A 21,565-nucleotide genomic window follows, 5' to 3' on the forward strand; every position below is an offset into this window, starting at 1 on the left:
CGCATTTGAGCATATTGTGTGGGAAAAAGGGTTTCTTTATACAGCATGTCGAACATCGTAGGAATATCTGTTGCATTTTACATGCTAGCGTGATAGAATATTTTAAGTTGTGAAACGTTTGTATTCATGCAAATGCCTTACAGGAGGTGAATGTAATGCCAAACATCAAATCCGCTGTTAAACGCGTAAAAACGAGCGACAAGCGCCGCGCACTCAACGCTTCCCAGAAGTCTGCACTCCGTACAGCTGTTAAAGCTGCTGATGCTGCTCTGGTAAGTAACGAAGTTGATACTGCAAAAGCTGCGATTCAAGCTGCTTCCAAAAAGCTGGACAAGGCTGTAACTAAAGGTCTGGTTCATAAAAATGCTGCAGCACGCAAAAAGTCTCGCTTGGCGAAAAAACTGAACGCTCTTTCCGCACAAGCGTAAGAAGCGTTACTTATACGATCCAATGGAAAAATCCTGAACAGCATAGGCTTTCAGGATTTTTTAGTATCTGATTCGATAAGTATAAGACAAACATAAAGCGACCTTTATTCCGATGATTTAACTATCATGGAGCAAAGGTCGCTTTGTTTGTTATTCACACTAGTAATCTATTACGTTTACTTATCCATTCATGCACCAAGTCTCAATAAGAACAGTTCCAGACCAAGAACTTTATCCACCGCTCCTGTTTTCATCTGGTAATCCAGTTCGCTGAGGTGACTCAAAATCATTCTCAGACGTTCCGGCTGAAACTTACGGGCTTGCTCACCTGCAATCTTAACAGCATACGGATGCAGACCAAGCTGACTGGCAATCTGCTGCTGGGAGTAACTTTGTTGTCCCAACTCTTTCACCTGGATCATGATCCGAAACTGGCGTGCGATTAAAGCCGCAATTTTAATCGGTTCTTCCCGCTGCTTCAGCAACTCATAGAAAAGAGCCAACGCTTTCTCCAGTCGCAAATTAGCGAGTTCCTCCACTAGCGAGAATACATTCTGCTCTGTACTACGGGCAACCAGTGACTCGATATCAGCACGTTTGATTGTCCCCCCATTACCCGCAAACAAACATAACTTATCTACTTCAGCAGACAGGGTCTGAAGACCTGTTCCTGCATAGCTGATCAACGTTTCCGCCGCTCCCGTCTCCAAGGAAACATCCCGCTGCTTCGCAAGTTTCACTATCCAATTCAATAACTCTTCTCCACTGAGTGGAGCAAAAGCAAGAACTACTGCCTGTTTCTTGACAGCTTTCACCAGTTTCTTACGCTCATCCAGCTTATCCCCTTGGGCCAGGAAAACAATCGTACTGTAATCTGCCGGATTTTCCATATATGTAAGCAGACGATCAACCTGATGTTCAATCTTGGATTCTTTACCTGCGGTGAACAGGCTCGCATCCCTTACAATAATTAATTTGCGTGGAACCAGAAAAGGTACGGTCTCTGCTTCTTCAATAACGACCTCCACAGCCGTTTCAGACAAATCATATGGAATAATCGCAAAATCACGATGTTCTTCTTCAATAACCTGTTCTTTTAACATATCCGTAAATTGCTGTATCTGGTACTTCTCCGTTCCGTACAGCACATAGATCGGTGCCGTTTCTCCATTACGTATTGCCTTTGTTGCACTTTTTACATCCATTCACGGCGCCTCCTTATCCCTCTTATCCTACCAGAAAAAGCGCAAGACAACAAAGGGACCTTACATCCAGTTATGGATGAAGGTCCCCTGTCCTACATCTATATAAACGCTGACACCGGCAGTTCTAGAAAAAGCCGGTGCGCGGTCATACGACGTCAGTTGCTTGAACTGAGATAGGACGTTTTGTTACTTCCACTATATGCTTGTCATACTGAAAATGTTCTTTCGTTTTAGAGGAGCGCACTCCCCATTTTTAATTATTTCGCAGGAGCTCCACCTGAAACAGCAGGTACATTAAACGAGTTCTTCGCCGTTGTTCCGTCCTTGTCCGTTTCGTAATTAAATAGGGTACCATCCTTTGACCAACTCGCTGACTTCAGTGTCCCCTCTATGCTGCGTTGTTCAACCAAATTTAGAACATCCGGTTCGCTCACAGGTTTGGAGTATATGCTGATTTGATCACCAATAAGCATAACTACATAGGAGCCGTCAGGTGATTTCCATTCTTTTGGTGCTGCTGTTGTAGCCATTCCCTGATCCGGTCCTGCTGCGAATCCTTTGTTTCCTCCAGAAGCGTCTGCACCTGCACTGGAATCAGGTACAGTGTTACCTTCAACCGGAGCATCTTCAGTTATATTAGGTGTTGTATCCTGAGAAGTGAAGGATTGCGCATCTCCATTTTCTGTTTCTGTTACTCCACTCTCTTCCCCATCTGCAGAAGATTTAGGAGAATCTCCTGATCCCTGAATTCTCTGCTCAGAATCTTGGTTTTGAGCCGGATTCTTCTGATTATCGGTCGAAGGAGTTCTGGACGAATTATCCTGCGGTCCTTTATTCGGAGCAGGCGTTGATTCAGTGGCCGGTTGTTTAGGTGTCGGATCTGACTGAACTTCAGGCTCCTGTACCTCATCTCCACCGTTCTCTTCAGGCATTGTTTCTACGTCTTGGTTATCTGGTTTAGTTGGTGAATCATTCGATTGACCCACAAACACATCGTTGCTGCTTGGTTGGGACGAAGTGGCAGGATCATAATTTTCAATATTCTTGCTTAATGAATTCTCATCCAAATTGCCGCCCTCTTGAGAAGCTCCAGAGCTCATCAGCATGGAATCGGCATTCTCAATCTGTTCAGGCGGATTCCCCCAGATGGCGAATCCCAATATAACTGCCGCAGCCGCTGCACCCATGGACATACGTCCTGCCATCGAGTTAAGCCATTTTTGCTTCGTTTTCCGCTCACTTGAACGTTGTAAATTCTCAAATGCAGCGGGGACAGGATTCATTTCCTGTATGGTGCTACTTTGTTCCTTCCGCGCTTCGTCAATGGCATCGAGCTGTGGCATAATCGCATCAACCAGACTAAATTTCGGGCTTACTTGCGGTAATTCTTCCAGTTCTCTGGAAAGAGCTCTGAGTAAACTAAAATTCTCGGCGCACTCCGGACACTTTGCCACATGCTGTAGCATCTGCGCGGTTTCCGCCTCGCCCAGATCATGATCCAGATAGCGGTGCATCCATTCCACCACCTCATCGCATTTCATCCTGTCACACCACCTTTCTGATATTCCTGTAGTAGATTCTGTAACTGCTGTCTGGCTCTAAATAAATAAGATTTCACCGTATTCAACGGAAGATCGAGACAATCCGCAATTTCATTGTAGGATAAGTCCTGCAAATATCTTAGAACAATAACGGTACGATGATGCTCGGGAAGCTTGTTGATCGCATCCTGAATGTCCTGGGCCACATATGTAGACATGACCTCGTACTCCACATCCTGATTATCCTGAAAAACCATGTCATGTTCGTCAATGGAGACAGACGGTTTGGTTCTTCTGAATTTATCAATACAGATGTTCGTGACGATGCGTTGTACCCATGTTTTGAATTGGGCCTTTTCTTCGTATGAATTGATTTTGGTGTAAATTCGGATCAACGCTTCCTGCGCAGCATCCAAAGCGTCCTGTTCATTATTTAGAATGTAATATGCGGTCCGATAGACATGTTGTTCAATCTCCCGCAATAGGGTAATTAGAGCGTCGCGATCGCCCGATTGAGCGGCTCTGATGAGTTCCGGCTCTACCACAAAGGATCCCCCTCTCCCTGCAACCTTACAGACGTGATCATCAATAAAATTGTTGCAAAGTTAAGTATTTTTTTAATTTGCCATAACAAAATAACGGCGTATGTATTAGGGCCGCTGAAATCTTCTCTTAGAATAACAGAAATTGCATAACGAGTCACCAAACGTATCCAAAAGGGATTCCATTACTTACACGACTCAATTCAAATGCAATGGCATACATTATAGATAAGCACTTTTTTGGTTCCTAAAATAAAAAAAGTCGAAATTTGTCCAAATTTAAGCTGATTTTAATGCAATTTTCATGAAAATAGTGTATTGTAAATTTACATTCATAAACACGAGGTGATGAGCATGCCAGCTCTTGCGAAAATTCAAGCTTTAAAAGAACAAATGCCCAAAGAATATCAAAGTATTTCCCACTTTGTTGAACATGCATTGGAGTCCATTGATACTCTGGTCGAGGAACATCGGAAGTACGTAGCTGCACAGGCATTATACGGCGATAAAATCGTTGGATCGGAAGAACGCTTGTACAGAGAAACCGTACTGGATGTCAGAGCACAGCTATTGATGACTCTTGAGAAAACGGTAGAAGATCTGTTGCACAAGGGCGACAAACACTGGAGCAAACACTTTAAGGATGGCGTAGAGTAGTTCTTATATTTCTTCTACATTTTGAAAAAATGGCCCGTTTTCCGATATTCTCCCTCCTGGAGTGTAACGGAAAGCGGGCTTTTTTTGTGCTGTGCTGTAACTTGCAATCAATTGAAGTGATTAATTGGTATATTTATCAGTAAATTGCCATCAGTTTGCCATTGAGAAACCCTAAAGCTCTTATGCCTGCGGAGCTGGCATACACCCAAACCTCGATTTTGCCTTTTGAACTCGTTTCATACGTAATGCTCGATGGATCTCCCCAAGCAAGGCGCACCTGAGTTATGTTCATTCCTAAAGCTACTTCTCCAGCAATGATTTTATTCCAAGTGGACTTGGACCAATTGTATTTCTTATACGAGTCAGAAGAGAAGAATTGGTTGGAATCGGCAAGCATCTCCGTCACACTGGAAGGTGCACCTCCTGCGTAGGCAGAACCGGTTTTTCCTTTTGCATTACGGAAGATAATAGAGTAACTTCGATCACCGTATTTAATCTTTTCAATTTTGATATCTGATATGGTCACTTTGGTATCTCTAGCCCTTCTTCAAGGCGGGCCTAACTAATATTCGGTAAAAATAACCATAATCCTGCAATAAAATTACTTAACACTAATAAAAACCGCAACTACAACCATATTTTCACACGAAATTAACGAATAACATACAAATACTTCTATTCAATAATCTAAAATGGCATATAAACGTACAACCGCAACAAAATTTCAATTGAATATAGGGTGATTAAATGAATCTAAAAATGTTTTTCAAATACTTCCTGGGATTCTTTCTACTCAGTAGTGCTTTATTCATTGTATTTAATATGATAATTTGGCATAAAAGTTGGGATCCAATTGATCATATACTAAACTTTTTCAGCGCAACTATAATTAGCTTGCCGATTAGTATCTCAAAAGCAAGAGAGTGAGAGTCGTTCCTCCCTAGTCAACTACACTAACTGACAACCAAACTATCCTCATAACGCATAACGATTGAAATGTGTTATTATCATGAAATTCAAAAAGAAGTCGTTCGCAGCGGAACGACTTTTTTCTGTTATTGGTTAACCAAATACTACTTTCTCAATGTCCCTCACTCATTCTTTCTCAGCCTGTGTATGCTAAAATATAATAACTCCCTAAGTCTATCAGTTGTTGAATATAGTTATTCAAGATGGAGGTTAATGCTCATAATGACAAAAACCCATAGAATCAATAGGCCACGCGGAAAAATAGTTGCAGCTGTATTAACTGCAGTGTTCATTTCACTTGCAATGGGGATATATCACTATGTCCCTATAGATGAAAGATTAGAGAATACCTACTATTATTCATTCGGGTATACATTTGCGGTTGGATTATTGATTAATCTCGCTATTTTACTTTTCTTACTTACGCCACTTTCTATATTGGTGGATGGATTACTTTTATACAGAAAAAAAGATAATACGTATAAAAGATTGCTCGTTGCAATCGTTGCATATGGTCTATTAGGCTTCATAGGTGGGATCATCTACTCGATATTTACACGTAACTTCAGTACTTTTTCTGCTCAAACTATCCACATTATTGTATGTTCTCTTGTCTTTTTAACCTTCCAGTTGGTATTAAATCGGAGTTTTCTTCACTCATCTTCATACCGATAAATAGATTGCCTGCCTTCACTCAACTCCAAACAACTTGTATCGAACATCAATCTTCCCATCTTTCACTCTCATCTGGACCTCACCCATCTGATCTGTCCGATAAATATCTGACCCGGTAGCCTCCAGACGTTCCATCACTCCCGGATTGGGATGCCCATATGTATTGTTAACTCCTGCAGATATCACAGCGGTTTTGGCGCTCCAGTATTGGAGCCAGGCTTCGGTTGACGACGTTTTACTGCCATGATGAGCGACCTTTAGAACATCAATGGAGACAGATGCTGAAGCATCTTTTGAATCAACCTGCAACGGTCGTGTAAGTATCCTTTGTACAACTCCCTCTGTAACTCCAATATCTGCAACATTCTGTTCAAACTGGGCAGCCAACGAGCCATCCTGAATCATATAGAGCAGGTCCTGCTCGGCTGCTGCATCCATATCTCCGGTGAACAACATGGAAGCCCCCGCCATTTCCAGCAAAAAGACAACGGAATCATGATTTTGGTGTTCAGATACAGGCAAATTGCCTGATTCATTTACATCCATATGTGCCAGATCCGGAGCTATAAAATGTAAACTTGTCTCTTTATCAGCCTTATAGGACATGCCCTGCTGAATGGCGTACAGAGGAATTTTACGTTCCATGGCTGTGTCCAGTAATTTATCAAAGTTTTCTTTACCACTGGTTGTGCCATTAAATATGAAACGTTTAACCGGAATCTGTTCCAGCACAGCCTGTAGTCCTCCGGCATGATCCTGATCGGCATGTGTGACAATTACAGTGTCCAGTTGATGGATGCCTCTCTTTTTCAATAGAGGAACAACCACCTTGGCTCCCACCTCATACGGATCACGCCTTGTTTTCCACGATTGTTCGTTGTTCCCAAAACTAACTGTTCCCCCGCCATCCACCAGAATGTGTTTGCCTTCCGGGGTTGTAATCAATGTGCTGTCCCCTTGCCCAATATCCACAAACTGCACGATGCCGGTTCCAGCAGGCTGCGGAGTCTGATATGCCCACCATAATCCAGCAATAAAGCTGATTGCGAGCAACCCGCACAACCATTGCTGAGCTTTACTCATTCGTTCATGTGCATAATATCCTGCACCTCGTGTAGTAAATGCACTTGTATACTCCGGCCAGGCAATACTGGCTCCTAATGTCGTTAATGAAGTTTCTTTTCCATCTACACGGTTCTTACCTTGATCCTGTACCACGGTAGACATCGAAGAGCGAATGCCCATATTCGCCATTGAAACTGAAGGTTGCCCCCTCACAAGAGGAGCCGTCTCTTCCTCAACAAACGCTGTTTCTTGCTGCTCACCATTGCCACGATGCAACAGGTAGAGTAAGGCATACAACACAGCATAATAGGCGGCAATCCATAACAAGGGCGGTGTTTCCCAGATCAATACAAAACCTGGCAGGCTGTTCATCCACTCCACGCTTACAAAAGTCAGTTGATTCAGTTGCATCGCTATCCATGCGAGGGGTTTCGCCAAGGGAACCCATATGAATGACAGTAACATGGCGACCGTCCCCAGAGGTAATACAATGGCACTAATCAAAGAAACCAGCAGAAAGTTGGCCACAAATGAGAGTAATGAGAATTGATTGAAATACAGAATGGTTACTGGGAACGAAATCAACTGAGCGGTCACTGTAACGGATGCCGTTGCAGCCAGAGATTTCGGCCAGCCGCTGAACAGCCGGTTAATCAATGGCATGTAGATCATCAAACCTGCGGTCACGAGAAAGGATAACTGGAAGCTCACGCTTAGCAAAAAGTACGGGTCCCACCACATCATCAGCAACGCTGCTGCACTGATCATCTGAAGACCGTCTCTGGCGAGACCACGACGTGCCATGTACAACCCAATCATGGACATAATTCCTGCCCGAATCACTGAAGGTGAACCTCCGGATAACAGTACATAAGCTGGCACCAGGATCAGAACAATCGTGAGTGCCGTCTCTCTGGTAAGCCTTAGCCAAGATAGAATGAGAAGCAACGAAGCAACATATACAGCGACATGGGTTCCGGAGATTGCCAGGATATGCGTTAGACCGAGTTGTGAAAACTGACCATAGGTACCTGGATCGATATCAGTAGCCATCCCGATAATAAGACCCTTCATATATCCAGCATGAGGCTCAGGAAATAACTGCTCAACCGCCGAGCCCAACTTATGCCTAGTCCAATCCGTCCACCTTAGTATGTTATATTGCCCAAGTCCCTCAGGAGCAACTGCTGTTACCGAACTGGCTCCTTTCACTTTGAACAACCAGTGGATATGCAGGGTGCGCAAGTAACTGCGATAATCAAATCCGCCAAAGTTCCTGGCTTCACCAGGAAGGACAAAAGAACCATTAAGCGTAATCAAATCGCCCCTCTTCCAGCCCGCTGCTACCTGTTGTTCTTCTTCCTCCAACAGTCTGACTTGTACCATCAATTGTTCATCTATTTTGAATGCAGATGATGCTGTCAGATCTGCATCTGCTGACGAATCCGATGTTGCCAATATTGAAGACATCTGAATCTTAAAGTCAGCCCGATCTCCATCAATACGTACATCTGACACAAGCTCACCCTGAATTTCAGCTGACCATCCGTCCAACTCATGAGCAGCGATATGCATGGTCTCCGGCAGACTGCTATGATTGCTTACGTCATTCCACTCCCAATGTGCAGCACCTCCAATAAAGGCAGCGAGTAAAAATAAAACAGACCATCCACGCACATCCATAAAACGAAGCAAAAGTGGCAGACATGCCAGAGCTCCAATTAACCCCCAGATTAACGTCCAGCCTGTTAACGCGCTTGCTATCCCGCTCCCGCACAACCAACAAATCGTAAAACTTAATAATGGTCTGCCTTTCATCTCTACCCCTCCTTCATTTCACCCGTTGAACGCAGAAAAACCCCCGGAAAGCCAATTCAGGCTTGCCGGAGGTTCTCCCTCACGTATTCGATCATATTTACATTAATTGCTCACGGTCATCATCGTTTCCCGCGGGGGCTGGTAATTCTCCAGCCTGCGGAACGTTATGCCCTTCTGTTCCATCATATTGGTAACCTTGCCGGTATCTTTAGGATAAGAACGATGAAACACGATTTCTGTAATCCCGCTATTCGCCAGCATATTGGCACATGTCCAGCACGGTTCGTCGGTCACATACACGGACGAGCCTTCGCGGTCGATTCGATCTGTGAATAAAAGTAAATTTTGCTCCGCATGAATTGTGCGAATGCATCGTTGTTTTTTCACCATTTCTTCTTGCCCATCGGTCACGACCAACTCATACTCTTCCGATATCATGCAACCTGCTTCAGAACAATCCGGGACGCCGGTGGGTGCACCATTATAGGCTGTTCCCAGCAGTTTCTTTCCCTGAACAAGAACGGCACCCACATGACGACGCGAACAGCGGGAACGGGTGGAAACCATATACGCGATGTCCATAAAATACGTATCCCAGTCCTTGCGTACCTCTGTACTCATGCTGCTTTCCTCCCGCTTAATACATTTTTCATTCTAATATTACCGGATCTGCACATACGGCGCCATCTTCTCCAGCATCTTCATCCCAATTCCTTTGACCTTTGTCAGATCACTGACTTTTGCAAAAGGACCATGTGCATTCCGATAGTCCACAATAGCTTGAGCTTTCTTCTCTCCGATTCCGGGAAGCTCTATAAGCTTGGAGACAGGAGCGGTATTCACATCAATCTTGCCATTGTCGCTAGCTTCCTCACGAACTACAGGTGGATTACTGTTCGAGCCCGTCTCGGAGGTAACCGAAGGATTCGAATTCGTACTTTGCGTAACTGGTTCAATCGAATTTGAGGTGTCCGGTGGATTATTATTCGTCTGACTTGTAGTTTGAACAACTGATTCACCTTCAACCCCAATGCTCGCAAGCTCTTTAGACTCTTCTGCCTTTGTCACATTCCCAGTCTGCATCCCACTTGCATCCGCTCCCGAAGATGCTCCTGTATTGCCCTGAACCGAAGTAGCCGACTGTACAACAGGGAGTTCCTGCTCTATCGTCGGCTTCTCGGTGCCGAGCTGCAAGGGTTCCCAGCCACTAGGTGGTTGTTCACTTTTGCCCGACAATAATATAAGTATACTTCCAACCACCGCAGCAGCAATAGTCATCCCTTTGTTCCATCTCATTCTTCCACACTCTCCCTGAATTCAAAATCATTCATTTCGAACACGGGCGGTGCTTCCGAACCGTTGAACTTTCCTGATGAAACAAGTTGTGCATTTTTCATGTCATGTGAAACAGGTCCTCACGCATAGAATAGAGGGAATGAACTGCGCCAGTACCGTAAAGCATGAAAGGAGGCCTGAAACAATGAAGGTTGGATTTATCGGAACCGGCAGCATGGGCAGCCTGCTAATCTATGCCCTGATCCAATCGGGTGCACTTGAGCCCCGGCAGATCGCGGCCAGCAATCGAACCCCGTCCAAAGTACGTCAGTTATCCCTCCGTTACCCCGGTCTGCATGAATCCCAGAGCAATCGGGAAACGGTGATCCGAAGTAATATCATCTTCCTGTGCGTGAAGCCGCTTGAATTCAAACATGTTATTGACGACATCCTGCCTGTCGTGAATCCCAATCATATAATTGTCTCGATCACCAGTCCCGTGCAGCTGCGACATCTGGAATCTTCACTTCCTTGCAAAGTCTCCAAGGTAATTCCCAGTGTCACACACCAAGTCGGGAGTGGAGCATCCCTCTGCATACATGGCGAACGAATGACCAGTGAAGACCGCGCTGTGTTGGAAAGTCTGCTCAGTCATATAGGCAGGCCGTACCAAGTGGATGAAGCCTGTACACGCATCACATCCGACTTCTCCAGCTGCGGACCTGCATTCATATCGTTCTTTTTGGAACAGTGGATCGAAAGTGCAGTGAAGCTGACAGGCATCAAAAGGGCAGATGCCTGCGCTCTGGCTGGCGAAATGCTCCTGGGAACAGGCAAGCTGCTCACCGAAGGAGGATACACCCCGCAAGAGCTTCAGGCTCGTGTCGCTGTACCTGGCGGTATTACCGCTCAGGCACTTGCACTGCTGAAGGTTAGTCTTGACGGCGTTTTCGACAGCCTGATCCATACGACACATGACAAATATGATGAAGATTTGTTAAAGCTGGATGAACTATTCCGAGCCGGTGAGATTAACCGGCAACAATATTAACGAGTTTGCCTGGAACGGCAATGACCTTGCGAATGGTCTTGCCTTCCAGCGCCTGCTTAACAGGTGCCAGCTCCATCGTAAAGTCCTGCATACCCTGTGCATCCAGATCCTTCGCGATCGTAGCACGAGTTACAATTTTACCATTTACCTGAACAACGATTTCTACTTCCGCATCCACTGTCATGGACTCATCATATTCAGGCCAAGCCACGTAAGAGATTCCACCTTCATGACCCAAACGGCTCCACAGTTCCTCTGCCATATGTGGTGCCAGTGGTGACAACAGCTGCACAAATTTCTCCATCGCTTCACGAGGCAGTGTGTCCGCTTTGTATGCATCGTTGATGAAAATCATCAGCTGGCTGATGGATGTGTTGAAGCGCAGATGTTCCAGATCTTCCGTAACTTTTTTGATCGTTTTGTGAGCAGTCCGTTTGAACTCATCCGTTCCACCGTCCACCGTAATCTTGTCATTGATGGCTCCTGTGTCTTCGTTAATGAAGAGACGCCATACACGTGACAGGAAGCGGTGCATGCCTTCAACCCCGTTTGCATTCCACGGTTTTGTCGCTTCCAATGGTCCCATGAACATCTCGTACAGACGCAATGTATCTGCGCCGAATTCATTGACGATTTCATCCGGGTTAATGACATTACCACGTGATTTACTCATTTTCTCATTATTGGTACCCAGGATCATACCTTGGTTCACCAGTTTGTGGAAAGGCTCTTTGGTATCCACAACACCCAGATCATACAGCACTTTGTGCCAGAAACGAGCGTACAGCAAGTGAAGTACGGCGTGCTCTGCTCCGCCAATGTACAGATCAACTGGCAGCCACTGCTGCTGTTTCTCCTTAGAGATCAGTTCCTTGTCATTGCGCGGATCGATAAAGCGCAGGTAATACCAGCAGCTACCCGCCCATTGTGGCATGGTATTGGTCTCGCGACGTGCCTTCATTCCCGTTTCCGGATCTACCGTATTCACCCACTCCGTAACATTCGCCAGTGGTGATTCTCCTGTACCCGAAGGTTTGATCTGGTCGATATCAGGCAGCAGCAGTGGAAGTTGATCCTCAGGTACTGTCTTCATCGTTCCGTCTTCCAGATGCAGAATCGGGATTGGCTCACCCCAGTAACGCTGACGGCTGAACAGCCAATCGCGCAGTCGATAGGTTACTTTCCCTTGCCCTTTACCATTCTCTTCCAGCCAAGCAATCATCTTGGCAACCGCTTCTTCATTATTCAGTCCGTTCAAGAAATCGGAATTCACATGCGCGCCATCACCCGAATACGCCTCTTGTGTAACGTCTCCACCTTGAATAACTTCGATGATATCCAGACCAAACTGTTTCGCAAATTCCCAGTCACGTGCATCATGACCCGGAACTGCCATAACCGCACCTGTACCGTAACCAGCAAGAACGTAATCAGCAATCCAGATCGGCAGTTTTGCACCATTAACAGGGTTGATTGCATAAGCTCCAGTGAATACACCTGTTTTGTCTTTGGCCAAATCTGTACGTTCCAGATCACTCTTACGAGAAGCCTGCTCCTGATAAGCCTGAATAGCTTCACGTTGGTCATCGGTTGTAATTGCTTCTACCAGTTCATGTTCTGGAGCAAGTACTGCAAAGCTCGCACCGAACAATGTGTCCGCACGGGTAGTGAACACCTTGATGACTTCCTCGCGACCTTCAATGGCAAATACAACTTCTGCACCTGTCGATTTACCGATCCAGTTGCGCTGCATATCCTTGATGCTTTCAGACCAATCCAGCTCTTCCAGGTCTTCCAACAGACGCTCTGCATACTCGGTAATTCTCAGAACCCATTGACGCATCGGTTTGCGTACAACCGGATGTCCTCCGCGTTCACTCTTGCCATCAATAACCTCTTCATTAGCAAGTACCGTTCCAAGGGCTTCACACCAGTTAACTGCAACTTCATCCACATAAGCCAGACCTTTGTTGTACAGCTGAATAAAGATCCATTGCGTCCATTTATAGTATTCAGGGTCCGTTGTGCTGATCTCACGATCCCAGTCATAGGAGAAACCAAGCGATTTGATCTGGCGACGGAAATTGTCAATATTACGGAATGTAATATCCCGTGGATGTTCACCTGTATCCAGTGCATGCTGCTCAGCAGGCAGACCAAAAGCATCCCAACCCATTGGGTGCAATACGTTGTAACCGCGCATACGTTTGTAACGGGAAACGATATCCGTTGCCGTATATCCTTCCGGGTGACCTACGTGCAGACCTGAACCGGATGGATAAGGGAACATATCCAGTGCATAAAATTTCGGTTTAGCAGGGTCCTCACCCGTTTTAAACGTTTTATTTGCATCCCAATATTGCTGCCAACTTTTTTCCATGACTTGTGGCTGATAGCCGTGTTTCGGCTGGTTATTCTCACTCATCTATTGTTCCTCCTTCAGGTTATTCACTTTAGCTTTAATTGCAACAAAAAAACCTCAGCATCCCGTAGCGTTTGCAGCGCTAGGGACGAGAGGTTGAATTCCCGTGGTACCACCCTAGTTAGCGGACGAACGTGCTTCGTCATCCACTCCCTTTGGACCTGTAACGGCGGTTAACCGATGCGGATTTCCATTCCTGAACCCAAGCTTTATACAAGTAGGTTAAACAGAATGGTGTAATCACCGCATTTCTCCAAGGCGAGTTCGCAAATCACTGTCAACCGGCTTGCACCAACCGCCGGCTCTCTGTTATGTACAGGAATTACTACTGATCCTTATCATCGAAATATGTATACAATATCGGGACCATTATATAAAAAAGCAAGCCCAAAGTCAATATTACACGTTATAATCGCCATCTTGAAGTCCACAGTACGTACCGTTCAATAATACTCGTTGCTGTTCAGGATAACCGAAAACGCTCAATGCCTTCCTCCAGATTATGAATGGTCCAATTCACATGTTCCTGATTATCATATTGACGATAAGCGCACTCAATACGCAGCACCAGGTCAAAGTACAAGTCATAGAGACTTCTTCTTTTCAGCTCACTTTCAGTCGTAATCGCATGCCCATACCCTTTCACAAAACCAGGCGTATAGTTAAAATGACTGAAATAATGCTCCATCAGAGGATCTGCCCACAGTGAACGTTCAAAATCAATAATCGCTGTGATGCGACCCGCGTCCACTAGTACATTGCCATCCCACAGATCCCAACTGATAAGCACAGGTTCTTTGACATCGTCCAGCACATCCGATTTTTCTTCAATCAGGCGTCTCAATTCAGGGTAATCGATCGAAAATGTAATCCCGGCTTCTTCCCCGTCGGTAAGAATGTCATCCATCAGATTCATAAATGCTTCTTTCCATGTGGAATATCGCTGTTTTTGCTCCGAGAAATATCCAAACTTCTCACCCTTGATTTCATTAATTCGACGATTGTACCGACCCAGCTGGTGTTCAATGACTTCCTGCTCTTCCGCAGAATATTGATCCTTGACCTGATTATAGGGCGCTCCAGACATGTACTCCATGATAAAATAACGCGCTGAAGCCATAGTTAACGAATCATCATAAGCCAACACTTGGGGTACGGGAACATCCTGTAGCTCCGTAATGAGGCGTAGTGCCTCAACTTCGGCAATCATGAGATCCTGTTCACAGCGCATCAGATTTGTCGAAGCTGACGGTGCAATTTTGAGTACCACTCGCTGTGCGTCACTCAGTTTAATGAGATATGCATGATTGGCCCAGCCATCCACCATTTCCTTGTAGTCCTGTATACTTGCAGAGAAATGCTGCTCTATTATGGCATTCAACTGTTCTGACGAAAGTCTTGTTTTATATGTACTTTCCATTTTTACACCTCACATTGACAATTGATTTATCTTCTCAGAAAACGCTTTCTATCCGACTATTATCGCCTCCTTTACTTTAACTGGCAATACTTTTTGTCACGTGATTATGTCTTTTCTTGCATTCCTTTATCCTATTTAAGACTATTGCTATTCATTCTCCATAAAAAATCAAACAAAAAACTGCCCTTATGCACCATAAGGACAGTTCTCATTATTCGCTCTTACTTCACAGCCACGTAGAACAAGCGCTGTGCGCTGTCTCCGGCCTCTTTCCATTCAAAATCCGCATATACCTTCACGTCTCTAAAACCTGCCTTGGACAATTCCAGCTTCATCCAGTCCGGATTATATGCACGCTGGACATGAACTTCTTCAAACCGCTGATACATATCCTTATTACCATCATCCACACACGAAAAAATACTGAGATGATGCTCAATCTCACAGCGATCCTGGTCCAGATCACAAGTCCAAATATAAGATACGGAGCGCTCATCCAGTACAAAAGGCTGCTCCTCATCATAACGAATAAGGGTACTCGGATGATGCACATCAAACAGGAACGTTCCACCAGGCTTCAGCATTTCGTATGTCCGCTGGAAAGTACGAACGACATCTTCTTGTTCAAGCAGGTAATTGACGCAATCACAGAAAGATATCACCGAATCCACAGGTTCCGGAACTCGCCATTCCCGCATATCCTGCTGCACCCAACGGACACTGCCCTCGCGATACAAGCGATGACCCTGAGGCGTAGCCTCCATCTTGCTGCGTGCAACCGACAGCATATCTGATGAGAGGTCAATGCCTGTAACTTCGAAACCGGAGTTCACGAGCGGGATCGTAATGGAGCCCGTTCCACAGCCAAGTTCAGCGACACTTTTGGGCATTCCATGCTTTTCCCATGCTGTTCTTGCAAACCTTATCCAGTCCGGATAAGGCATATCTTCCATTAATTCATCATACACATAGGCAAATTTCCGGTAAGACATGTCAGGCACCGCACTTTCAATTTCATTTTCCAATCCTGTTAACAAAAGAAAAAGCAGGGGCATCCGGTGTTTACCCAGCCTATCCCTGCCTTATCCGAGTTCCATATTACAACTATTTAATCAGGAAGATTACGTGTTTTCACTTTGATCCGCAGGAGCAGATTCGGACAGATACGTCCAGCTTTCCTTTTGGACCACCAATCCGTCTTTCATCAATTTGCCCAAGGCACGCTTGAAGGCAGACTTACTGATGCCAAAGCGTTGCTTGATGATATCCGGCGGAGTTGCATCCGAGTATGGCATGCCACCCATAGGGCGTTCTTTCATGAAAGCGAGCAGCTTGTCTGCATCTTCGTTACGTCCAACTTGTTTGAGTTGAGTCATGGCCAGATTCACACGTCCGTCTTCACGTACCAGTGTCACCCGACATTTCACTTTCTCACCAAGACGCAGCATATGACTACGTTCAGATGAATGAATCATACCAATCGCGCCAAAGCCCAGTACACCGCCCTCTACAAGTACAAAAGTACCCATCTGCAGTGGCTTGTATACCGTCGCTTCAACCCACTCGTTTAACCATGAAGTTGGCGCATGGAAAGACAATGGTGAAAGCTCACGTTCCCCGGCCAATTTGGCACGCAGACGTCCCTGCTTGTCATGTTCCATGATGACAAAGACTTCATCCCCCACTTGAGGACGCAGTTCTTCCAGTTCAGGCAATTCACGAATAGGAAGCAGCAATTGCCGTCCAAGGCCCATTTCCAGGAAACAGCCCAGTCGTGGGTGAACATCAGCCACAACCAGTCGTGCCATTTCGCCAAGCATGAGATAAGGCTTTTTCATCGTTACGGCCAGACGATCTTCAGTATCAAAGAACACAAATACCTCAAGCGTCTCACCAATTTTAATATCCCGTGTTAACTCGGTGTAGTGAAGCAGTACATCTTCCGATCCTGTCGTCAAAAAGAAGCCAAACGGAGACACTTCACGTGAAACCGGCAAAGAGACGACTGTTCCAGCAATCAAACTCATACAGTTTCCACCACTTTGGCATCAGACCATAGTCGTTCAATGTTGTAGTATTCACGCTCGTCGCGGTGGAAGATATGAACAACAACATCGCCCATGTCCATCAATACCCAACGTGCGGAATCCATACCTTCGATACCTTTGATCGTCGCTCCGGCTGCATGAGCCTGTTTCCGAATTTCAGTGGCAATGGCTTGTACCTGTGTATCGGAATTCCCGTGACAAATAACAAAATAATCTGCCACCAGGGAAACATTAATCAGATCCAACGCTACAATGTTGGATGCCTTTTTGTCGTCAGCGGCAGCAACCGCCATATTCATAAGTTCTTTCGATGATACTGTCATGAACCAACCTCCATAATCTATAATTGTGCAATTAAGTCATTCCGCGACAGCATGGTCAAAGGATAAATGACACGTCGTTGCGAGATCAGCAAGCTGATCGTCGAATCGAATCCGGCAATTAAACCTTCCTCCAGACTACGTTCAGCCTGTTCGCGAATGTGATCTACTCCCGGGAAATCTCGTCCCGGTTCAATGTAATCGGCAAGACATACCACTTTGTCCAGCAAGCTCATGCCTACCCGACCCGAGGTATGCCACCGGATGGCATTAATAACTTCGGAATCTTCCACACCGTAATCACGCTCGGCTACAAAAGCACCGACTTCGGAATGCCAGAGCTGCTTGTCATGCTGCAGAAGTTCCTGGTTTAATCCGTTATCACGGATGACCGCTTCCATCTCCGCTACGGGCCAGTACTTCGCCACATCATGCAATATCGCTGCCAGATCCGCTTTTACAGGATCAGCACCATATTTTTCAGCCAACTTCACTGCCGATTCCATCACACCCAGTGTATGCTTCCAGCGTTTCTCCGGCATTTGTCCGGATACGGCTTGAATCAGTTCCTCACGGCTTAGTCCCATATAAACCGCTCCTTACAATGTATTGGTGCACTTCATCGGGAATCATGAAGCGTACCGAATGTCCTTTGGCCAGACGTCTGCGTACGGCTGTCGATGAAATATCGACCAAGGGCATCTCGGCCAGCAGGACCCGATCCTGTAACTCGTCTGGTAAATCATCCAGATGTAACTGGAAGCCCGGCCGACCAACTCCGATAAAGGTTAAGCGTTCTGCAAGCTCTTCAATCTGCTCCCATTTGGGAAGATAGTTCACCATATCCGCCCCGATAATGAAATAAAATTCATGTTCAGGATGGCGACGCCACAGTTCCTTCATCGTATCGATGGTATAAGACACTCCGCCCAATTCCATCTCGATATCCAGCACCTCATATTGCTGCACACCCTTCACAGCCGCTTCCGTCATATCGAGACGTTGCTGTCCCGAAGCTCCGGCTCCGCGTTTGTGAGGTGGAACATGGGAAGGCATGAACCAGATCTCATCCAGTGCATGTGAATCCCTTGCCGCTTCAGCTGCCAGGAGGTGTCCCATGTGGATCGGATCAAACGTACCACCCATGATGCCGATCTTCACCTGCGTCACGCTCCCTTATCTAGGTAGTTCGATTTGTTTGTTATCGCGAGATTCTTTGTACAGGATGATTGTGTTACCAATCAGTTGTACAAGCTCACTTCCCGTTTCACGGGCAACTTCTTCTGCCATCTCTTTTCTGTCCTCGTCATTGTTGTTCAACACTTGCACTTTCATCAATTCGCGCTTCTCAATCGCATCTTCGATGTGACGGAACAGGTGCTCATTGGTTCCACCTTTACCAATCTGAAATACAGGGGTCAGGTGATGTGCCTGTGACCGCAAAAAGCGCTTTTGTTTACCGTTTAACATGAATACTCCATACTCCTTATGTTGAGCAGGCCCTGATCGACAGCGCAAAAACTGTCCGGACCTGACCATTCAATTATTATTTTCACACTTCAAAACTGTTTAGTACCGCTCGTCTCATTGTCTCCACAGGAGCGGGAATGCCGAGCCAATGTTCAAAGGCCACTGCGCCCTGGTATACAAACATACCCAAACCACCGTGCACCGTGCATCCTCGCATCCGCGACTCTCGAAGCAGACGGGTCTCCAGCGGATTGTAGATCAGATCACTCACCGCTGCTCCTTCACGGATCAGTGCAGGATCAACTGGTACGTCATCCACATGAGGATGCATTCCGGCAGCCGTTGTGTTAATCACGATATCAGCCGTAGCCAGTACCGTTGCAGCGTCTTCCATGCCACTGCCCGAGATTTCTCCCAAGCCATGGCCTCGTAAATCCGAAGCAAGTGCAATAGCTCTGTCCGCTGTACGGTTCAGAATGTGGATGCGTTCAGGCTTCTCCAATGCAAGTGCATATATGACACCTCTCGCTGCTCCACCTGCGCCCAGTACAGCAATACGTTTACCCGCAAGCTCAGGCACAGCCTCTTCCTTCAACGATCGGACATAACCAATACCATCCGTATTGTACCCTGTCAGTGTTCCACCTTCATTAACGATGGTATTCACCGCACCAATCAGGCGAGCACTTTCATCGATCACATCGAGATACTGCATCACCTGCTCTTTGTGCGGGATGGTCACATTAACACCACGATAGCCCAGTGCCACAATTCCGCGAACTGCCGCTTCCAGTTGATCCGGATGAACATGCAGTGGCATATACATTCCATTCACTCCTGCAGCCTGCAGAGCCGCATTGTGCATTGCCGGAGACTTGGAGTGAGCAATAGGATCACCCATAACACCAAGCAACACGGGAAGTGAAGAGTTGAATTTGTTCTGCTCAGACATAGGTCCGCCTCCGATCCATCTGATGTACAGCTTCTGAGATTACTAGATCAAGGATGGGCGGATCTGTACACGAATGCCTTTTGGAGCATGAACAGCAACAAGCGCTCCAATATCGCCATTAACCTTAATCCAGCCCAGACCCGAGATGAATACATCCGATTGACTGCCGCGTTTGATGCGGAATTCATGTCTGGTCCATTCAGCCATCTCTGCTGCATCCTCACGGGTTGGCGGAGACAACAATTCTCCCAGATGGTCGCGGTACAGATCATCTGCACGCTCCAGCTTCGTCCGGTGAATATCAAGCGCAGTGCTGATAAAACAAGTGAACGACTGGCGATCACCTTCCACAAAGTCAAATCGAGCCATGCCGCCAAAGAACAGCGTCTGACCGGAATTCAACTGATACACAGCGGGTTTAAGCGGTTTTTCCGGCATGATGGCAGCGAGATCCTTACGTGAAACAATCTCGCTGAAACGCCATGGATACACGATTCCAGGCGTATCAATGATATATTTTCCATCATCCAACGGAATGTTCACCATGTCCAGCGTTGTTCCCGGATAACGGGATGTGGTCAGTTCCTGCTCCAGATCGCTGTAATCACGGATCAGACGGTTAATCAGTGTGGATTTGCCCACATTGGTGCCGCCAACCACATATACGTCACGATCTTCGCGATACGTTCCAACAAGCTCAAGCAGACGGTCGAAGCCCTGATTTTGCTTTGCACTGCACAAGACTACATCCACGGTACGCAAACCCTGTTCTTTGGCTTGCTTTTGTACCCAGTTGCGAATCTTGTTCCAGTTAGTTACTTTCGGAAGCAAGTCCGTTTTGTTCACAGCAAGCAATACCGGATTGTTGCCTACAAAACGTTGCAGACCGGAGATAATACTGCCATCAAAGTCAAACAAATCAACGATATGGATGACAAGTGCATCCTTATCCCCGATTTTGCTAAGCAGCGCCAGGAATTCGTCCTGATCCACCGTAACGGATGATGACTCATTGTAGTTTTTGATGCGGAAACAGCGCTGGCATATAACCGGTTCACGATCCAATGCCTTCTCGGGGATAAACCCTGGTAATTCCGAATTTTCTGTTTGCAGATGCACGCCGCATCCGCTGCACCTTACGGCAAGATTGCCGTTATGCGGTTCTGTCATTTCTTCTTTTCCTCCTCAAGCCATAAGCCTTTCCTGCGTAAACTCGTTAGAGCAATCCGTTCCACGCGTCGATTGAAGCGGGTCATAAAACCTTCGTCCCCAATGGAGATTGGCAGTACCAGAACGGTATATAACCCCATTCGGTTCCCTCCATAAACGTCCGTAAGCATCTGATCGCCTACTACAATCGTGTTTTCAGGAGATAACTCCATCATTTTCATTGCTCTACGAAACGGTACATTCGATGGTTTGCGTGCACTATGCACAAACTGGATATCCAGCGGGGTCGCAAACAGGGATACACGATTCAAATTGTTATTGGACACAATCATCAGCTTGAAACCTGCCTCTTTCACACGTGCAAACCATTCAATCAGTTCGGGCGTAGCGTCAGGGGCTTTGGCTCCAACGAGTGTGTTATCCAGATCAGTTATAATTCCACGGTAGCCTTGAGCGTACAGCTCTTCCAGATTAATGTCAAAAACCGTGTCTACACGCAGCTTGGGCATTAACATTTTAAACAAAGAAGTCACCTCA

Annotated in this window: 21 protein-coding genes and 1 other annotated feature; of the genes, 3 read left to right on the top strand and 18 right to left on the bottom strand. The window is 46.2% G+C overall.

The window, feature by feature from the left end; translation table 11 throughout:
• The first annotated feature begins 155 nt into the window (after positions 1–155).
• On the top strand, positions 156–428 hold the full coding sequence (gene rpsT, locus V6668_RS21540; RefSeq protein ID WP_024628504.1) for a 30S ribosomal protein S20: 273 nt from the start codon (positions 156–158) through the stop codon (positions 426–428).
• A gap of 188 nt (positions 429–616) precedes the next feature.
• Here the strand turns inward: rpsT and holA are convergent, their stop codons facing one another.
• The 3 genes from holA to V6668_RS21555 form a co-directional block, all read right to left on the bottom strand.
• A complete protein-coding gene (holA, locus tag V6668_RS21545; RefSeq protein ID WP_036668560.1) occupies positions 617–1,633 on the bottom strand; it encodes a DNA polymerase III subunit delta in 1,017 nt (338 codons plus the stop codon).
• Between the two features lie 257 nt (positions 1,634–1,890).
• Complete coding sequence (locus V6668_RS21550; RefSeq protein ID WP_338706610.1) at positions 1,891–3,174, bottom strand: zf-HC2 domain-containing protein; 1,284 nt, start codon at positions 3,172–3,174, stop codon at positions 1,891–1,893.
• Entirely contained in the window at positions 3,171–3,719 is a 549-nt protein-coding gene (locus V6668_RS21555; protein WP_017687205.1) for an RNA polymerase sigma factor, read from the bottom strand. Before V6668_RS21555 ends, V6668_RS21550 begins: the two co-directional genes overlap by 4 nt.
• A gap of 351 nt (positions 3,720–4,070) precedes the next feature.
• Between V6668_RS21555 and V6668_RS21560 the strand changes: the two genes are divergently transcribed.
• Entirely contained in the window at positions 4,071–4,373 is a 303-nt protein-coding gene (locus tag V6668_RS21560; protein WP_017687204.1) for a hypothetical protein, read from the top strand.
• Between the two features lie 136 nt (positions 4,374–4,509).
• Here V6668_RS21560 and V6668_RS21565 read toward each other — a convergent pair whose 3' ends face one another.
• The 4 genes from V6668_RS21565 to V6668_RS21580 all read right to left on the bottom strand — a co-directional run bounded on the left by V6668_RS21565 (position 4,510) and on the right by V6668_RS21580 (position 10,196).
• Entirely contained in the window at positions 4,510–4,899 is a 390-nt protein-coding gene (locus V6668_RS21565) for a hypothetical protein (RefSeq protein ID WP_338706611.1), read from the bottom strand.
• A 1,133-nt stretch (positions 4,900–6,032) separates the two neighbouring features.
• Positions 6,033–8,900 (bottom strand): ComEC/Rec2 family competence protein, encoded by a 2,868-nt coding sequence (locus tag V6668_RS21570; RefSeq protein WP_338706612.1) that lies wholly within the window; start codon positions 8,898–8,900, stop codon positions 6,033–6,035.
• A gap of 102 nt (positions 8,901–9,002) precedes the next feature.
• Positions 9,003–9,521, bottom strand: a complete 519-nt coding sequence (locus V6668_RS21575; RefSeq protein ID WP_017687196.1) for a deoxycytidylate deaminase — start codon at positions 9,519–9,521, stop codon at positions 9,003–9,005.
• 39 nt (positions 9,522–9,560) lie between these two features.
• Entirely contained in the window at positions 9,561–10,196 is a 636-nt protein-coding gene (locus V6668_RS21580) for a helix-hairpin-helix domain-containing protein (protein WP_338706613.1), read from the bottom strand.
• A gap of 184 nt (positions 10,197–10,380) precedes the next feature.
• On the opposite strand from V6668_RS21580, the gene comER reads away from it, so the two are divergent.
• Positions 10,381–11,226: a late competence protein ComER gene (gene comER / locus V6668_RS21585; protein ID WP_036615122.1), complete on the top strand. Its 846-nt coding sequence runs from the start codon at positions 10,381–10,383 to the stop codon at positions 11,224–11,226.
• On the opposite strand, the gene leuS is transcribed toward comER, so the two are convergent.
• From leuS to V6668_RS21640, 11 genes are all read right to left on the bottom strand, one after another.
• On the bottom strand, positions 11,207–13,651 hold the full coding sequence (leuS, locus tag V6668_RS21590; protein WP_338706614.1) for a leucine--tRNA ligase: 2,445 nt from the start codon (positions 13,649–13,651) through the stop codon (positions 11,207–11,209). The genes comER and leuS overlap by 20 nt on opposite strands.
• A 78-nt stretch (positions 13,652–13,729) precedes the next feature.
• Positions 13,730–13,999 (bottom strand) — a binding site (T-box leader).
• Between the two features lie 112 nt (positions 14,000–14,111).
• Complete coding sequence (locus V6668_RS21595) at positions 14,112–15,068, bottom strand: aminoglycoside phosphotransferase family protein (protein ID WP_338706615.1); 957 nt, start codon at positions 15,066–15,068, stop codon at positions 14,112–14,114.
• A gap of 221 nt (positions 15,069–15,289) precedes the next feature.
• Positions 15,290–16,060 (bottom strand): class I SAM-dependent methyltransferase, encoded by a 771-nt coding sequence (locus V6668_RS21600; protein ID WP_338708984.1) that lies wholly within the window; start codon positions 16,058–16,060, stop codon positions 15,290–15,292.
• A 129-nt stretch (positions 16,061–16,189) separates the two neighbouring features.
• Positions 16,190–17,095 carry a CvfB family protein gene (locus V6668_RS21605; RefSeq protein WP_315370658.1) on the bottom strand — a complete coding sequence of 302 codons (906 nt, stop codon included), beginning with the start codon at positions 17,093–17,095 and terminating at the stop codon, positions 16,190–16,192.
• Positions 17,092–17,439: a ribosome silencing factor gene (gene rsfS / locus V6668_RS21610; protein ID WP_036615136.1), complete on the bottom strand. Its 348-nt coding sequence runs from the start codon at positions 17,437–17,439 to the stop codon at positions 17,092–17,094. Before rsfS ends, V6668_RS21605 begins: the two co-directional genes overlap by 4 nt.
• 17 nt (positions 17,440–17,456) lie before the next feature.
• Positions 17,457–18,023 (bottom strand): bis(5'-nucleosyl)-tetraphosphatase (symmetrical) YqeK, encoded by a 567-nt coding sequence (gene yqeK, locus V6668_RS21615; RefSeq protein ID WP_338706616.1) that lies wholly within the window; start codon positions 18,021–18,023, stop codon positions 17,457–17,459.
• On the bottom strand, positions 18,007–18,597 hold the full coding sequence (locus tag V6668_RS21620) for a nicotinate-nucleotide adenylyltransferase (RefSeq protein ID WP_076328126.1): 591 nt from the start codon (positions 18,595–18,597) through the stop codon (positions 18,007–18,009). Before V6668_RS21620 ends, yqeK begins: the two co-directional genes overlap by 17 nt.
• A gap of 15 nt (positions 18,598–18,612) precedes the next feature.
• The gene (gene yhbY, locus V6668_RS21625) at positions 18,613–18,906 is read right to left on the bottom strand and encodes a ribosome assembly RNA-binding protein YhbY (RefSeq protein WP_017687186.1); all 294 of its coding nucleotides are present in this window, start codon (positions 18,904–18,906) and stop codon (positions 18,613–18,615) included.
• An 82-nt stretch (positions 18,907–18,988) separates the two neighbouring features.
• The gene (gene aroE, locus V6668_RS21630; RefSeq protein WP_338706617.1) at positions 18,989–19,858 is read right to left on the bottom strand and encodes a shikimate dehydrogenase; all 870 of its coding nucleotides are present in this window, start codon (positions 19,856–19,858) and stop codon (positions 18,989–18,991) included.
• A gap of 42 nt (positions 19,859–19,900) precedes the next feature.
• Positions 19,901–21,028, bottom strand: a complete 1,128-nt coding sequence (gene yqeH / locus V6668_RS21635) for a ribosome biogenesis GTPase YqeH (protein ID WP_036615146.1) — start codon at positions 21,026–21,028, stop codon at positions 19,901–19,903.
• Positions 21,025–21,552, bottom strand: a complete 528-nt coding sequence (locus V6668_RS21640) for a YqeG family HAD IIIA-type phosphatase (protein ID WP_036615148.1) — start codon at positions 21,550–21,552, stop codon at positions 21,025–21,027. The genes yqeH and V6668_RS21640 overlap by 4 nt, the downstream gene beginning before the upstream one ends.
• Positions 21,553–21,565: the final 13 nt, after the last annotated feature.

The organism is Paenibacillus amylolyticus (assembly GCF_036894225.1).
GTDB lineage: Bacteria > Bacillota > Bacilli > Paenibacillales > Paenibacillaceae > Paenibacillus > Paenibacillus amylolyticus.